The organism is Enterobacter cloacae complex sp. ESBL7, assembly GCF_041679625.1.
GTDB lineage: Bacteria > Pseudomonadota > Gammaproteobacteria > Enterobacterales > Enterobacteriaceae > Enterobacter > Enterobacter asburiae_B.
Genome location: NZ_JBGORN010000003.1, coordinates 399,179 through 413,620 on the forward strand (window position 1 = coordinate 399,179; position 14,442 = coordinate 413,620).

Consider the following 14,442-nt stretch of genomic DNA (forward strand, 5'->3'; position numbering starts at 1 on the left):
CTAGTGATTGACACATAAAGAAATGATAGGAAAGTCAATGTGGCATGACAATGAGACAACCGTTGATTACGTTAATTTTCGCCTAGTAGCAAAAGCATGCGCGGAGCTCATTCAAGATACCGGTGGGGAGCCAATCTCGATTGGGATCTCGGGAGGCTGGGGCGCAGGAAAATCGTCACTTGTACGGATGATCGCATCTGAGTTATCGCTGGAACAGACTGTCGGAGTGGGAATTGCCTCTGAGGAACTACCAAAACATGTAGTGATAACTTTCAATCCATGGCTTTACCAAGGCTTTGAGGATGCACGTACCGCGCTGCTACAGACGGTTGGAGATGCAGTACTTGAGGCTGTAGTCGCTCAGAATAGTGGACTTTTAGGTAAGGCAAAATCCCTCGTCAAGCGCATTAATTTTCTACGGTTGGCTCAACTTGGTGGAGAAGTTGCAGCCACTTTGATCACAGGAGTTCCGGTCGGTCTTATTGGAAAAGTTGTCGAGGCTGGAAAAGGTGCATTGCAGAATGAATCACTTAATGAAGGCATCGCAGTCGCCAAAGATGCATCAGAAGCTACCAAAGGACTCTTGAACGAAGCTAAACCCGTTTCGCTGCCAAAAGAAATACAATCCTTTCGGGAAGCCTTGGAAGAGCTACTCGTCGAGTTGAATATCACGTTGGTAGTCTTTGTCGATGACCTTGATCGATGTCTACCTAAGACTGCTATTTCAACGCTCGAGGCTATTCGGTTGCTGCTGTTTCTGCGTCGAAGTGCATTCGTCATCGCCGCGGACGATGTGTTTATTCGTGGAGCCGTCCGTGTCCATTTTGCTGGTACTGGTTTGGATGACGATATCGCAACCAATTATTTCGACAAGTTAATTCAAGTTCCATTGCGAGTACCAAGACTGGGCGCTAACGAGACTAAAGCATATACCGCGTTGCTATTTTTGGAACGTGCTCACCGCAGCGGACAGCTGAAAACTGAGAATTTTGAGAAAGCTAAACTCAGCGTAGAAGCTCGACTACGAGAAACTTGGACGGGAAAAACCGTTGATCTTGCATTCCTCGAAACGCTGGTGGAAAAGGAGGATGCTGAGTTGCTCGACCTAATGGGGCTGGCTGAGAGGTTGGCTCCGTTACTTTTTAGTGCAAGTACAGTCCAAGCCAACCCACGACTGATTAAGCGATTTCTTAATACAGTGTTTTTGCGTAGGACATTAGCTAAGCCACAAGGCATTGATGTGGATGTACAAATTCTGGCTAAGTGGCATTTGCTCGAGCGGTGTGACGAAGCTACGGCAAATGCATTGGCAGAAAAAGTTTCGGCCGAAAACGAAGGAAGAGTCAGCATTCTTCATGACGCAGAGATGGCTGCTAAAGACCCGGATAATACGCTCCCCACTCTATTTGGAGATAAAGAGTTTGTTCGTGAGTGGCTGCAGCTTAAACCTCTGCTTGGTGATATGGATATGCGACCTATATTGCACCTCAGTAGAGATAGCACCGTTAGGGATTTTGGTGCCGATGATCTGAACGTAGCAGGTAAAGCATTGCGTGATGCGTTGGTGGCAGCCCGAAATTCGAATGAAGCATTAAAACAGCAAATAATGGATGCTGGTGAACTGCAGTCTGGTCTTGCCATGGCTCGCGCCTGGGAAATTCGGCGACCAAACCGTTTATGGCAAAAGGCCGAAGAGGTCTTGATGCTTATCGAGGTGTCTCATATTCACCCAAGTACCGGGGCTCGAGCCGCTGCACTCATTAGTCAGGCACCTATTTCTCAGCTCGCCCCAGGCTTGGTTTCAGCTTTGACAGAGTGTAGCTGGGCGAAAGATGTTTTATCTAAGTGGGAACGGGACGAACAGATTCCGAAACCTGTTAAACGTGCAATTGAAAATGCAAGGAAGAAATAAATGGGTACCTCGACCTCAAGCGCAGGAGCCGGTTCTGGCGCATCATTTGATCCACCATGGCTAGATGATGCTGAAACTGGCATTGACTCTAGCCATGCAGACAAACCTATATCACCAAATCCAGCTCCCGAAGATGGCTCTGATGGTGAAAATGACAGTGACTCGGAGAATGACAACACTACACCGCAGCATGTAGAAAGTCCGGCGGTAGCGCCAGCGGGTCGTTATCAGGAAGCACGAAGGGCTCTCACGGGTTTCGTGCAATCTGGTAGTGGATCTGATTTAAGGCGAGGTATTTCGAGTTTCATTAAAAAAGGTATGGGCGGCTCAGTTAAAGCGGCCAGTCGTATGCGCACTAGCGCTATAGCTTCTGCTTCATTAGGGGGCTTTCTGGCAACAGCCCGAGATGGAACTGACCCTGATATCGATGCGTGGGTTGCTTCGGTAAAACAGAGAAATCTATCTGCCCATGATACTGCGCTAGAAGTTGTACAAAAGCTGCTGCCCACGGGTGGAAGTATTGACGAAGAGTCAGCCAAGCATGCAATGAATCAGGCCATCTCTCATCTTTATGAAGTAGATCCCACTGCTGATATCTTCAATCTTGCGGATGACCAGATTGCCAATGTAATGGCATTCACAGTGGCGTACGATGTTTACAACCGGGTTCAACTTGAACTCGGAAGGGTTTTTGAAAAGCTAAAATATGTACCCAGCGTCATACAACAGCGATTAGCACAAGTGCTTGACTACATCATGGTTGTTGTTAACAAATCGATGGGAAAAGTACGCTCTGGCAGTACTTCACATTCCATGCGAGAAATTGCGACTTCGGCGTTACAAGACGCCCTTACGGTGTTCTCTGAATCATGAAAATTCTTTGCTCAAGTATCAATTCGCTACCCCAAAATGTGCCAGTAGGCACTCGTGCATTCACCTTCTTAGAGGCATCATCACGACCCGGCATTGGACGCATTGCCTCTGGTTGGCTGCGTAAGCTAGAAGGTGCTGGCTATGCCCCATCGATCCCAGTATGGGATTTCATGCTTTTTTGTTTTGCTGTTTATGCCTCAGATATTGCTGTTCTTCGCAAAAATAGTGCTGATGGTTGGACTCGCCAAATTGAGCTCGATATTACACTTAATGATCCAGTTCCTTGGGAAGCAAATAAAGCTATTGCAGAGGAAATGCTTCGAGTTCTTTCTGGTGACTTTTGGACGCTGCACTTCCTGCCTGGCGGCCCAACACCACCAAAAGGCAATCACAGGGAGTGCGACCGAGATTGCGTGTCTCTACTTTCTGGAGGCCTTGATAGCCTGATAGGTGGCATTGATGCAACAGCAGCAGGGCGTAAACCAATTTTTGTGTCACAACTTGCTTTTGAAGATTCTGCTCGGCAAGTTGCCTATGCTGATGCACTAGGTGGAGGCGACTGGCATCAACAGTGGAGTCATAAAGTCGTTTTTAGTGGTAAAAAAGAAACATCGACCAGAGCTCGCTCAATGGCGTTCTATGGTCTTGCTGTGCTCGCTACATCATTGTTGTCGGTCAACAGAGCCGAAATATTGGTACCAGAAAATGGATTCATAAGTATCAATCCTCCATTACTTCCGGGAAGGATGGCTAGCCTCAGCACAAGAACAACACATCCACAGTTCATGACTTTCCTTCAAAAATTACTTGATGCCGTTGGCGTCAATGCCCAATTGTGTATGCCCTATCGGTTCATGACGAAGGGAGAGATGTTGGCACAGTGCGCAGATCAAACACTGCTAGCAAGATTTGCATGTGATTCGACAAGTTGCGGTCGTTTCCGTACCTACAACCGAACACACTGCGGTCGATGCGTGCCATGTATGGTTCGTAAAGCTGCGATTCAGCGCTGGGGTATTTCTGATACGACAAGATATAAATTCACCAATCTGTCGTTGGCAGGAAAAGCAAATGCTGACGATCCAATGGCAGTAGCTTGTGCTGTACTCGCCGCCGAAAAAAAAGGGATTGATGCCTTCCTAGGGGCCACACTAGCCTTTGCGTCAGCTGCGGATCGCCCTCATTATCGTCACGTTGCTGAACAGGGTTTAGCTGAGTTAGCTACATTGCTTCGAAGGGACGGAATAATTTGATGGATTTCCACTGCCACTTAGATCTTTATCCGGATGCCAAGAAAGTCTACATCGAAGCTTTGAAGCGAACCGAATTTGTATGGCTGGTTACAACTAGCCCAAGAGCATACGCAGCAACCTCGAAAGTTCTGGCCACCACTCAGAAATGTTTCATTTCCCCAGGTCTCCACCCTGAGATAGCAGATAAAAAACATAGCGAATTGGAAATGTTGCTATCACAAATGGAGGATTGCACTGGTATTGGCGAAATTGGTCTGGATGGTTCATCGCGGTACAGGCCGTACTTTGAACTTCAAAAGAATATATTTCAAGCCATTGTTGAAAAGTGTGTAGGACTAGGTGGGCGAGTTCTCAGCATTCATTCTCGGGCTGCTGCCAAGGAAGTTTTAGATATTCTTGATATGAACCCTGGGTTTGGCACAGCGGTCCTTCACTGGTTCACCGATTCTCCTTCCATCCTTCGAAGAGCAGCCGATGCCGGTTGTTGGTTCAGTGTTGGACCAACAATGATGGAGTCTGCTAATGGACGGAAGCTGGCAGCACTAATGCCACGTGATCGAGTGGTCCCAGAGAGCGACGGACCATTCGCGAAAATGCATGGTGTACATGTAATGCCATGGGAGGCACATAATGTGACAATTAAACTCGCCGAGATATGGGATATACCGCAAGATGAAGTTTCATTATTGCTGAAATCAAATGGCTTACATCTAATGCAGCTGCTAAGGATCTAGTTTGTCTATTGCTTTTACTCATATCCCGAATTGACAAATCAATGGGGTAAACCCTAGTAGGTATGACGCGGCTTTGGCGTCAGGTAACGTGATAACGCAACCTTATGTACAGGTTCAATATAATCGAAATTACACACTGTAAGTCACCATGAACATCGCTTCAAAGAAAAGACATCCAGCCATCTTCATGGCTAGATGTCTTTTTATTTTATAACTCTGCTGCACTAAGTGAGTTTGACATAGCGGGGCTACCACCCTGTCTATTTCCCCAAATTAATTTTTGCAAAATCAAACGGACTCACTACCCCTCCCCGATTAGCATCCAGAAAATCAGCCCACCACTGCAGCATCAGTTTGCGCTCATCAAGATGCTCGGCTTTGTGAATGTAAGCAGCACGTACTGAGTTACGTTCCATATGGCTCATTTGCCGTTCCACGGCATCCCTCGACCACAATCCAGACTCAATCAATGAACTACAGGCCATTGTTCTAAAACCATGTCCACAAACCTCTACCTTCGTGTCATAACCCATAACGCGCAGAGCCTTGTTCACCGTGTTTTCACTCATCGGTTTGCGATGGTCGTGATCGCCAATGAAAACAAAATCGCGATCGCCACTAAGGTTGTGTACCTGTTTAAGGATTGCTAACGCCTGACGAGATAACGGCACCAAATGAGGCGTACGCATTTTTGAGCCTCGATGGGAGTGTTTCACCCCTTCAATAGCTTCTCGCTCTGCTGGGATCGTCCACATCGAGGTTTCAAAATCGATCTCAGACCAACGAGCAAAACGCAGTTCACTTGAACGAATAAATACAAGGAGGGTTAGCTCAACGGCAAGGCGAGTCAGAGGCCTACCGGTATAGCTGCCAATGCGCTGAAGCAGTTCAGGGGTACGCTTCAACTCTAACGCCGGTCGATGCTGCCGGTTACTTGAAGCAACGGCACCTACCATCTCCTGCGCAGGATTGTAGTCAAGCAAACCGCTCTGTACGGCATAACGCATTATTGCGGTAGTTCTCTGTTGCAGCCGTGACGCGACCTCAAGACGTCCAGACAACTCTACGGCTTTTATCGGGGCTAACAAATCCCGTGTTTTAAGTTCGGCAATATTACGTTTGCCAATGGCTGGAAAGAGATTGTCCTCCAGGCTTTTCAGCACTCGTCGGCTATGTTCTTCCGACCACTTTTTATTCGTTGCATGCCACTCAACAGCAAGCTCCTCAAAAGTGCGCGCTTCTTCCTGCTCAACCTTATCATTTTTCTTTTTGTATCCCGGGTCGATGCCGTTTGCCAAAAGCTTACGAGCATCGTCACGACGAGCCCTGGCATCTGCAAGAGACACTTCAGGATATACACCCAAAGCCAACATCTTTTGCTTTCCACCAAAGCGGTATTGGAGACGCCAGTATCTTGAACCATTTGGATGGACAAGCAGGTGCATACCGCTGCCATCGGTCAGCTTATATTGCTTATCCATTGGCTTGGCTGTTCTGACTTTGATATCTGTTAGAGCCATGCTTATCCCCTCCCTGTTGGTACAAGCATTATCGAACCGGAAATACCATCATCTGTACCAACATCTGTTGATAGATGTACGTTGAAGTCGGTTGACCTTGAGAGAGTTAATATAGCGGGAATGACAGGTAAATACTGGATTTCAGGCACAAAAAAAGACGTCCGTTGACGTCTATTGATGTTCCGATGGTGCCGAAGGCCGGACTCGAACCGGCACGTATTTCTACGGTTGATTTTGAATCAACTGCGTCTACCGATTTCGCCACTTCGGCACTGAAGGGGATGCGGAAACGTTGTGGATTATACCTGTCGCGCGCCGCCATGCAAGCGACGACGCGCTAAACCCGCGCTAAGTGCCCAAAAAACCAGCGCCCTTCGTCACTCCAGCTCGGACACCGCCAGACGAATCACCCCCGCCGCCTTCTGCTCCGGCAGCGCCAGCACCTTCGCCCACATCTCCTGCACCATATCGCAGGAGAGCTTCTCTTTGCCCGCCGCCTTCTCCGGCATCTGCAGCAGCTGGATGTCCTCGCCGTACTTATCGGCAAGTGCCTTCATAATCGGTCGAACATCCTCAACAGCCGCCTCGCGTTCAGCCGGGGTCACGGTGTGGCGGTTTTTGCCATAGGCCGCGCGCATCATGTCGGCGTCGGCCTGCATGCGCCGCGCCATCAGATCTTTATCCAGCATGCGCATCGGGTTCACGCCGCCCTTCACCGTCGGATAGAGGAAGCGGAAGCAGGCGTCGTCGCTCACCTTCTGGATGGCGGCGGTCTGCTCCATGTTGATGGTCATGTAGTTCACCACGTTGGCGTCCGGGGCGTTTTGCAGGCGCGACATCTGCAGATGCAGGATCTGCGGCTGAATGGTGTCGATAATCTGCTGCTCCGGCTCGCCCGCTTTTTGCAGGGCGGCCATCTGGTCGAGGATGCGCTGATGCAGCGCGGGCTCCTGCTCCTTAATCACCTGCCAGGCGGGCATCGCGTTAAGAGCGGAATCCATCTGCCGTTCCGGAGCGCGCTGCCTGTCGAAGAACACCCAGAACGCCACGGCGGCGGCCACCACAACAACCATCACGGTACGGGTCCACGTTTTATTCATCTCGCATCCTTATCCTTGAGTTGTGCCGGTTTACACCGGCACGCCGCTGTGGAAGCGAAACTCGTTGTCCGGTGTCGAGATAAGTGTGGCTTCAATTTCGCCAAAAAGCTTTATGCGCGGTGAGATATCGTCGTCGCTCACCTGCTGGGCCAGCGTAAGGTAGTCCTGATAGTGGCGCGCTTCCGAGCGCAGCAGCGAGAGATAGAACTTCTGCAGGTCGTCGTCGAGGAACGGGGCCAGCGCGGCGAAGCGTTCGCAGGAGCGGGCTTCGATGTAGGCGCCGCAGATGAGCTTGTCGATCAGCGTCAGCGGTTCGTGGGTGCGCACGTCCTTCAGCATCCCTTTGGCGTAGCGGCTGGCGGTGATTTTGACGTACGGAATGTTGCGGGCCAGCATCGCCTCGCGCACCTGCCAGAAGTGGTGCAGCTCCTCTTTAATCAGCAGCACCATGCTGTCGATAAGCGACTGGCCCCACGGGTCATCGGTTTTGGGCATCACGCTTTTGCCAATCTGCCTGTGCAGGGCGACGAAGTCCGGCTCCGGGCCGTCGCGGAAGGTGAACTGTTCGTAGGGTTTGAGCCAGTCGAGCAGCGCGTCGGCACCGCTTTCGTCGGCGACGTATTTGCGCACCAGCAGCAGCGCAGTCTGGGCGGCCTTGAGCTCGCACACCATGTGGTCGGTGAGCAGCAGCGGCAGGTTCGCCGGGTCGCGGGCTTTATCAATCCATGCTTGCGGGGTCGGGCACTGGAGGAAGTTGAGTACGGGGGCGAGTATCTGCGGGTAATCCATGGTTCTGCCTTGAAAAAGCGGTGGCGCGCGCCACCGCCTGAAACGCTTAGTGACGCACGCCGTCGTCGTCTTCGTCGACGTAATCTTCGTCGTCGCCTTCTTCGCCGTCTTCACCGTTCGGATCTTCGAAGTAGGTTCCCCAGCCGTCGTATTCCACTTCAAACTTCTCGGCCAGGTTCATCAGCTGTTCTACCTGCGCGTCGATCAGCTCCGCCTTCAGCGCGCCTTCGCTCAGGATGTCGCAGCAGATGACGGTGTCGCCCTCTTCTACTTCCAGCTCTTCCGGCTCGGTCACTTCGTAACCCAGCTTGAAGGCTTCCACGGCCAGTTTTTCCAGCGCGTCGAAATCATCCGCAGAGAAATGGTGCTCGATGGTGTACAGCGCGTCCGGATCGCTACCGTCTTCCAGCAGTTCTTCAATAATCAGACGCGTCTCTTCGCGTTGCTCTTCCAGGTGTTCCGGGTTTGCCATGGCTCAATCCTCTTTAAAGTGCGGCAGATACTTCTATTTTCACACACGGACGGGTTTGCCTCCACCTTTGTAAGAAAGATTTGTGAAACGGGGTTGCAAATGAATAATTACACATATAAAGTGAATTTTAATTCAATAAGTGGCGTTCGCCATGCGAGGATAAGATGTCCGATTTATACAAGAAACACTTTCTGAAACTGCTCGACTTTACCCCTGCACAGTTCACTTCTCTGCTGACCCTTGCCGCACAGCTCAAAGCCGATAAAAAAAATGGCAAGGAAGTACAAAAGCTTACCGGTAAAAACATCGCGCTCATCTTCGAAAAAGACTCGACCCGTACACGTTGCTCTTTCGAAGTTGCCGCATTTGACCAGGGCGCACGCGTCACCTATTTAGGGCCGAGCGGCAGCCAGATTGGGCATAAAGAGTCAATTAAGGACACCGCGCGGGTTCTCGGGCGGATGTATGACGGCATTCAGTATCGCGGCCACGGCCAGGAAGTGGTCGAAACGCTGGCGCAGTATGCGGGCGTGCCGGTATGGAACGGGCTGACCAACGAGTTCCACCCGACCCAGCTGCTGGCGGACCTGCTGACCATGCAGGAGCACCTGCCGGGCAAGGCGTTTAACGAGATGACGCTGGTCTACGCGGGCGACGCGCGCAACAACATGGGCAACTCGATGCTGGAAGCGGCGGCGCTGACCGGGCTGGATCTGCGCCTGGTGGCCCCGAAAGCCTGCTGGCCGGAAGAGAGCCTGGCGGCGGAGTGCAGCGCGCTGGCGGAGAAGCACGGCGGAAAAATCACGCTGACGGAAGACGTGGCGGCGGGCGTGAAGGGCGCGGACTTTATCTATACCGACGTGTGGGTGTCGATGGGCGAAGCCAAAGAGAAGTGGGCGGAGCGGATTGCGCTGCTGCGCGGGTATCAGGTGAACGCGCAGATGATGGCGCTGACCGGCAACCCGGACGTGAAGTTCCTGCACTGTCTGCCGGCATTCCATGACGACCAGACCACGCTCGGCAAGCAGATGGCGAAAGAGTTCGACCTGCACGGCGGGATGGAAGTCACGGACGAGGTGTTTGAGTCGGCGGCGAGCATCGTGTTCGACCAGGCGGAAAACCGGATGCACACGATTAAGGCGGTGATGGTGGCGACGCTTGGGGAGTGAGCCTCTCTCTTACCTTGAGAGGGTGATTATCTGCTGAATTATTTTTCAGCAGATAATCATTTCCAGTTTACGCGCAAAAAAATCATTTTACTGACGCATCCTCAGATAAGCATCAACCATAATATGTATTTATAATTTTATTAACCATTATTTATTAGATTGATGATGGTTAATATTAGATCATTATCAATTACATACCATTGTAAATATCCGGTGTAATGTTTCCTTATTACTACGTTTCGTTAATAAAATAAGGATTATTTTATGTCATGGAATAAGCATGAAGCTGTGTCATATGCCCGCAGCCACGCACATCATAACAGTACGGGTTACTGCGCTCGCGCCGTCGCTGCAGCTATTCGTGCCGGAGGTTTGAAAATTGATGGTGCTGATGCAAAAAACTTCTGGCGCTCTCTTGAGAAGGCAGGATTCAGCAAGGTGTACGGCACACCCATTGAGGGTGATGTCGCAGTAATTGACGCATTACCAGGTGCGCATCAGAACGGGCATGCATGTATCTACGACGGATCGGGTACCTGGTATTCAGATTTTAAACAGAACAGCCTTTATCCCGGCCAGACATATCGTAAGATACAGCCAAAAATCACCCTTTACAGGCACTACTGATATGAAAAATATCTTACTGCTTCTCTTCATATTTTCTTTCTCTGTAATGGCTGGCCACTCTGACCCGATTGAGCGTGCTGTAAAATTTAACAGCTGGTACGTTAATCAAATCAACAAAGATGCATTTCCCATTACTGATGGAAACGAAATAGATAAATATGTCACAGCATCAACAATGAAAAAACTCCGTCATACGCAGGATCCGCGTTATGCCGACGAAGAGTTTTACGAAGCCGATATGTTTTTAAAAGCGCAATACGTTGGCGATGACTGGCCCCAGAATGTAACAGCCATAGCCGGGGATACCGATCCAGTTTGTGTCAACGTATACATTGCATTTGGCAAAAAGCAGGAGCACGTAGTCATAGACTGCATGGTTAAAGAAAACAACTTATGGAAGGTACAGTCAGTTTCTAATGCGGATTTTTCAAGAAATCTGGCTATCTCTAAATGAGCCAAACAAAGTTCTTATCACTCTAGTGGTTCAGTGCGCTTTTCTTGCCGGGTGGCGCTGCGCTTACCCGGCCTACTTTGTGCAACGATATCAATAATCGTAGGCCCGGTAAGCGCAGCGCCACCGGGCAAATCAAGCACCGATACGGCCCTCTCCCTGTGGGAGAGGGAGTAAACCCGATTAGCTAATCAGCATTTTCACCACAACCTTGCGCACCTTCGCAGGCGCGCCCACCGCGCACAGCGGCTTATGCACTTCACCCGGCCAGAACACCACAAAATCCCCTTCGCTCAGCACCACGGTTTTTTCCTGCTCGCCTTCCGGCAGGAACGCGATGTCTTTCTCCGCCAACCAGTCGGTGTCCGGCGTACCGTGCGGCAGGGTGCTGAAGGTCATCCCCTCCTGGCCCTTCATAATTATCTGGATGTCCAGATAGCGCGCGTGGTACTCGGCGCGGCGATCGGCGAACGGCTGGGTCATATCTTCCGAGACCAGATAGAACAGGCTGCTGCCGTTGATGTCGTGTTTCCCGAGCGGCGTGGCGTCAGTGACGTGGGCTTTAACGTGCTCAATCGCCTGGCGCAGCGCGTCAGGCAGCCAGGGCTGCAGATGGTGGATGTTGCCTATAATCATGTGAAATCCCTCTACGTAAAACAACGTTTCATTTTTATCTTTTATACGAGAGTTAAGACTGCCATACCAGTCCTTTTTTGAAGAGGTTTGCGCGAGCGCATGTTTATCGGGAAAGGTGTTAACCCACTGTTAATCCTGTCCAGGCAATTATGCAGGGGTTATGCATAACCTCGATCAGCGCTTATCGTCCGACTCTTCTAACCTCTTGATCCTGCTCTCTAATTAACAAAACCCGTTGCCGCCTCACACTTTACTGTTTTGATAATTTGCTCTAAAAAGCCATAATTATTTATTGATTTTTCTTAAGTCAAAAATAGTTAATTACGTTAATTGCATAGCCATTCTTGCTCATGATATTTTTCATTTAAAATCAGTCACATAACGATATATTTCAAAGAATTAAAATCTACAAAATAATAACAACCTCAAATAATGCCAGCGGATCCTGCTTAGCTATTCACCCCTCAATAATATGAAATCAATCATTATCTGATGCGAATCATGCAAATGAAAACAAACTCCTTAATATCCGGTTTCGCGTGAGCAATATCACAATACGGATTATTTAACTGCCTAGTATGAATCACGAAATCAATTGAGCTTAGCCGCCATGTCATGAAATACATCACATGGCGCATGCCCTTTTTATTCTGAAAAAAAGTTAAAGGAATAATTATGGAAAAGCATTACGTCGGTTCTGAAATTGGTCAATTGCGTAGCGTTATGCTGCATCGGCCTAATTTAAGTCTGAAACGTTTAACGCCATCAAACTGTCAGGAGCTGCTTTTCGATGACGTGCTCTCGGTTGAGCGGGCGGGTGAGGAGCATGACATCTTCGCCAACACGCTGCGCGAGCAGGGTGTGGAAGTCCTGCTGTTGACCGACCTTCTGACACAAACCCTTGATATTGCAGAAGCGAAAGCCTGGCTGCTGGATACGCAAATCTCCGACTATCGCCTCGGCCCAACCTTTGCCGGCGACGTGCGCGGCTGGCTGGCGGATATGCCGCACCGCGAACTGGCGCGCAGACTGAGCGGCGGATTAACCTACGGCGAAATTCCGGCGGCGATTAAAAATATGGTGGTGGATACCCACACGGCGAATGATTTTATTATGAAGCCGCTGCCGAACCATTTATTTACCCGCGATACCTCGTGCTGGATTTATAACGGCGTCTCTATTAACCCCATGGCGAAACCGGCCCGTCAGCGTGAAACCAATAACCTGCGGGCAATATATCGCTGGCACCCGGCGTTTGCCGACGGCGATTTTATTAAGTATTTCGGCGACGAGAATATTAATTACGACCACGCCACCCTAGAAGGCGGCGACGTATTGGTTATTGGACGCGGCGCGGTGCTGATCGGCATGTCAGAACGCACGACGCCGCAGGGCGTGGAGTTCCTCGCCAACAGCCTGTTCAAACACCGTCAGGCCGAGCGCGTGATCGCCGTTGAGCTGCCAAAACACCGCTCCTGCATGCACCTCGACACCGTGATGACCCACATCGACGTGGACACCTTCTCGGTCTACCCGGAAGTGGTGCGCAAGGACGCCCAGTGCTGGACTCTCACCCCGGACGGACGCGGCGGCCTGCTGCGCACCCAGGAAACCGACTTGCTGCACGCCATCGAGAAAGCGCTCGGCATTAATCAGGTGCGCCTGATCACCACCGGCGGCGACGCCTTTGAAGCTGAACGCGAGCAGTGGAACGACGCCAACAACGTGCTGACCATCCGCCCGGGCGTGGTGATCGGCTACGAGCGCAACGTCTGGACCAACGAGAAGTACGACAAAGCGGGCATCACCGTGCTGCCTATCCCGGGCGACGAGCTCGGACGCGGCCGCGGCGGCGCACGCTGCATGAGCTGCCCGCTGGAACGCGACGGAATTTAAAGGAGCCATCATGGAACGAAAACCCACTCTGGTTGTTGCGCTGGGCGGCAACGCGCTGCTCAAGCGCGGCGAGCCGCTGGAAGCCGAAATCCAGCGCCAGAACATCGAGCAGGCCGCGCGCACCATCGCCGGATTAACAGAACAGTGGCGCGTGGTGCTGGTGCACGGCAACGGGCCGCAGGTCGGGCTGCTGGCGCTACAGAACAGCGCCTACGACAAAGTCACACCCTACCCGCTGGACGTTCTCGGCGCCGAAAGCCAGGGAATGATCGGCTACATGCTCCAGCAGGCGCTGAAAAACAATCTGCCGCAGCGCGAGGTGAGCGTCCTGCTCACGCAGGTGGAAGTGGACGCCGCCGACCCGGCCTTCAGCAACCCGACCAAATACATCGGCCCGGTGTACAGCGAAGCCCAGGCGAAAAGCCTGGCGGCGGAAAAAGGCTGGGTGTTTAAGGCCGACGGAAGCTACGTCCGCCGCGTGGTGCCGTCACCGCAGCCGAAACGCATCGTCGAGAGCGACGCCATCACCGCGCTGATCCAGCGCGATCACCTGGTGATCTGCAACGGCGGCGGCGGCGTGCCGGTAGTAGAGAACGCCAACGGCTATCGCGGCATTGAGGCGGTGATCGACAAAGACCTCTCCGCCGCCCTGCTGGCGCGCCAGATCGAGGCCGACGCCCTGCTGATCCTGACCGATGCCGACGCGATGTACCTCGACTGGGGCAAGCCGACCCAGCGCCCGCTGGCGCAGGTGACGCCGGAGCTGCTCAGAGGCATGCAGTTCGACGCCGGATCGATGGGGCCGAAAGTGGCCGCCTGCCGCGAGTTTGTTGAGGCCTGCAACGGCATTGCCGGGATCGGCGCGCTGGCCGACGGCGCTGAGATCCTGGCGGGCGAGAAAGGCACGTTGATTCGTAACTGAGTCGTTTTCCCCTCACCCTAACCCTCTCCCTAAGGGAGAGGGAATGTAAGCCCCCCTCTCCCTGTGGGAGAGGGCCGGGGTGAGGGCA

At 51.7% G+C, this 14,442-nt stretch carries 15 protein-coding genes and 1 tRNA gene; 10 read left to right on the forward strand and 6 right to left on the reverse strand.

The window, feature by feature from the left end; all coding sequences use genetic code 11:
• Window positions 1-37 precede the first annotated feature (37 nt).
• The 4 genes from ACERY3_RS15265 to qatD are packed head-to-tail and all read left to right on the forward strand — an operon-like array spanning window position 38 to window position 4,772.
• A complete protein-coding gene (locus ACERY3_RS15265; RefSeq protein ID WP_373225939.1) occupies window positions 38-1,912 on the forward strand; it encodes a P-loop NTPase fold protein in 1,875 nt (624 codons plus the stop codon).
• Window positions 1,913-2,785 carry a Qat anti-phage system associated protein QatB gene (qatB, locus tag ACERY3_RS15270; protein WP_367075452.1) on the forward strand — a complete coding sequence of 291 codons (873 nt, stop codon included), beginning with the start codon at window positions 1,913-1,915 and terminating at the stop codon, window positions 2,783-2,785.
• The gene (gene qatC / locus ACERY3_RS15275) at window positions 2,782-4,038 is read left to right on the forward strand and encodes a Qat anti-phage system QueC-like protein QatC (protein WP_227667966.1); all 1,257 of its coding nucleotides are present in this window, start codon (window positions 2,782-2,784) and stop codon (window positions 4,036-4,038) included. Before qatB ends, qatC begins: the two co-directional genes overlap by 4 nt.
• Window positions 4,038-4,772, forward strand: a complete 735-nt coding sequence (qatD, locus tag ACERY3_RS15280; RefSeq protein WP_196093073.1) for a Qat anti-phage system TatD family nuclease QatD — start codon at window positions 4,038-4,040, stop codon at window positions 4,770-4,772. Before qatC ends, qatD begins: the two co-directional genes overlap by 1 nt.
• A 260-nt stretch (window positions 4,773-5,032) precedes the next feature.
• Here qatD and ACERY3_RS15285 read toward each other — a convergent pair whose 3' ends face one another.
• The 5 genes from ACERY3_RS15285 to rraB all read right to left on the reverse strand — a co-directional run bounded on the left by ACERY3_RS15285 (window position 5,033) and on the right by rraB (window position 8,653).
• Complete coding sequence (locus ACERY3_RS15285) at window positions 5,033-6,292, reverse strand: tyrosine-type recombinase/integrase (RefSeq protein ID WP_373225940.1); 1,260 nt, start codon at window positions 6,290-6,292, stop codon at window positions 5,033-5,035.
• Window positions 6,293-6,478: 186 nt separating this feature from the next.
• Window positions 6,479-6,563, reverse strand: a tRNA-Leu gene (locus ACERY3_RS15290).
• Window positions 6,564-6,669: 106 nt separating this feature from the next.
• The gene (locus tag ACERY3_RS15295) at window positions 6,670-7,392 is read right to left on the reverse strand and encodes a hypothetical protein (protein ID WP_058840459.1); all 723 of its coding nucleotides are present in this window, start codon (window positions 7,390-7,392) and stop codon (window positions 6,670-6,672) included.
• Between the two features lie 30 nt (window positions 7,393-7,422).
• Window positions 7,423-8,181, reverse strand: coding sequence for a tRNA isopentenyl-2-thiomethyl-A-37 hydroxylase MiaE (gene miaE / locus ACERY3_RS15300; protein ID WP_058840458.1), 759 nt, complete (start codon window positions 8,179-8,181; stop codon window positions 7,423-7,425).
• A gap of 46 nt (window positions 8,182-8,227) precedes the next feature.
• Window positions 8,228-8,653 (reverse strand): ribonuclease E inhibitor RraB, encoded by a 426-nt coding sequence (rraB, locus tag ACERY3_RS15305; protein ID WP_029739283.1) that lies wholly within the window; start codon window positions 8,651-8,653, stop codon window positions 8,228-8,230.
• Window positions 8,654-8,752: 99 nt separating this feature from the next.
• Here rraB and ACERY3_RS15310 point away from each other — a divergent pair, with 99 nt between their 5' ends.
• From ACERY3_RS15310 to ACERY3_RS15325, 4 genes are all read left to right on the forward strand, one after another.
• Window positions 8,753-8,848 (forward strand): hypothetical protein, encoded by a 96-nt coding sequence (locus ACERY3_RS15310; RefSeq protein ID WP_213705005.1) that lies wholly within the window; start codon window positions 8,753-8,755, stop codon window positions 8,846-8,848.
• A complete protein-coding gene (gene argF, locus ACERY3_RS15315) occupies window positions 8,818-9,822 on the forward strand; it encodes an ornithine carbamoyltransferase (protein ID WP_373225941.1) in 1,005 nt (334 codons plus the stop codon). Before ACERY3_RS15310 ends, argF begins: the two co-directional genes overlap by 31 nt.
• Before the next feature lie 264 nt (window positions 9,823-10,086).
• Window positions 10,087-10,449, forward strand: a complete 363-nt coding sequence (locus ACERY3_RS15320) for a hypothetical protein (RefSeq protein ID WP_033144509.1) — start codon at window positions 10,087-10,089, stop codon at window positions 10,447-10,449.
• A 1-nt stretch (window position 10,450) separates the two neighbouring features.
• Window positions 10,451-10,903, forward strand: coding sequence for a DUF3828 domain-containing protein (locus ACERY3_RS15325; RefSeq protein WP_069303573.1), 453 nt, complete (start codon window positions 10,451-10,453; stop codon window positions 10,901-10,903).
• Window positions 10,904-11,083: 180 nt separating this feature from the next.
• On the opposite strand, the gene ACERY3_RS15330 is transcribed toward ACERY3_RS15325, so the two are convergent.
• Window positions 11,084-11,536, reverse strand: coding sequence for a YhcH/YjgK/YiaL family protein (locus ACERY3_RS15330; RefSeq protein ID WP_373225942.1), 453 nt, complete (start codon window positions 11,534-11,536; stop codon window positions 11,084-11,086).
• Window positions 11,537-12,211: 675 nt separating this feature from the next.
• On the opposite strand from ACERY3_RS15330, the gene arcA reads away from it, so the two are divergent.
• Both arcA and arcC read left to right on the forward strand, forming a co-directional pair.
• A complete protein-coding gene (gene arcA, locus ACERY3_RS15335; RefSeq protein WP_029739276.1) occupies window positions 12,212-13,432 on the forward strand; it encodes an arginine deiminase in 1,221 nt (406 codons plus the stop codon).
• Window positions 13,433-13,442: 10 nt separating this feature from the next.
• Window positions 13,443-14,354: a carbamate kinase gene (gene arcC, locus ACERY3_RS15340; RefSeq protein ID WP_373225943.1), complete on the forward strand. Its 912-nt coding sequence runs from the start codon at window positions 13,443-13,445 to the stop codon at window positions 14,352-14,354.
• The last annotated feature ends 88 nt before the right edge of the window (window positions 14,355-14,442 follow it).

What these genes read in the sequence shown, in the direction of transcription:
- ACERY3_RS15265 (WP_373225939.1), top strand. Translation starts at nt 38, where the DNA reads ATGTGGCATGACAATGAGACAACCGTTGATTACGTTAATTTTCGCCTA.
- qatB (WP_367075452.1), top strand. Translation starts at nt 1,913, where the DNA reads ATGGGTACCTCGACCTCAAGCGCAGGAGCCGGTTCTGGCGCATCATTT.
- qatC (WP_227667966.1), top strand. Translation starts at nt 2,782, where the DNA reads ATGAAAATTCTTTGCTCAAGTATCAATTCGCTACCCCAAAATGTGCCA.
- qatD (WP_196093073.1), top strand. Translation starts at nt 4,038, where the DNA reads ATGGATTTCCACTGCCACTTAGATCTTTATCCGGATGCCAAGAAAGTC.
- ACERY3_RS15285 (WP_373225940.1), bottom strand. Translation starts at nt 6,292, where the DNA reads ATGGCTCTAACAGATATCAAAGTCAGAACAGCCAAGCCAATGGATAAG.
- ACERY3_RS15295 (WP_058840459.1), bottom strand. Translation starts at nt 7,392, where the DNA reads ATGAATAAAACGTGGACCCGTACCGTGATGGTTGTTGTGGTGGCCGCC.
- miaE (WP_058840458.1), bottom strand. Translation starts at nt 8,181, where the DNA reads ATGGATTACCCGCAGATACTCGCCCCCGTACTCAACTTCCTCCAGTGC.
- rraB (WP_029739283.1), bottom strand. Translation starts at nt 8,653, where the DNA reads ATGGCAAACCCGGAACACCTGGAAGAGCAACGCGAAGAGACGCGTCTG.
- ACERY3_RS15310 (WP_213705005.1), top strand. Translation starts at nt 8,753, where the DNA reads ATGAATAATTACACATATAAAGTGAATTTTAATTCAATAAGTGGCGTT.
- argF (WP_373225941.1), top strand. Translation starts at nt 8,818, where the DNA reads ATGTCCGATTTATACAAGAAACACTTTCTGAAACTGCTCGACTTTACC.
- ACERY3_RS15320 (WP_033144509.1), top strand. Translation starts at nt 10,087, where the DNA reads ATGTCATGGAATAAGCATGAAGCTGTGTCATATGCCCGCAGCCACGCA.
- ACERY3_RS15325 (WP_069303573.1), top strand. Translation starts at nt 10,451, where the DNA reads ATGAAAAATATCTTACTGCTTCTCTTCATATTTTCTTTCTCTGTAATG.
- ACERY3_RS15330 (WP_373225942.1), bottom strand. Translation starts at nt 11,536, where the DNA reads ATGATTATAGGCAACATCCACCATCTGCAGCCCTGGCTGCCTGACGCG.
- arcA (WP_029739276.1), top strand. Translation starts at nt 12,212, where the DNA reads ATGGAAAAGCATTACGTCGGTTCTGAAATTGGTCAATTGCGTAGCGTT.
- arcC (WP_373225943.1), top strand. Translation starts at nt 13,443, where the DNA reads ATGGAACGAAAACCCACTCTGGTTGTTGCGCTGGGCGGCAACGCGCTG.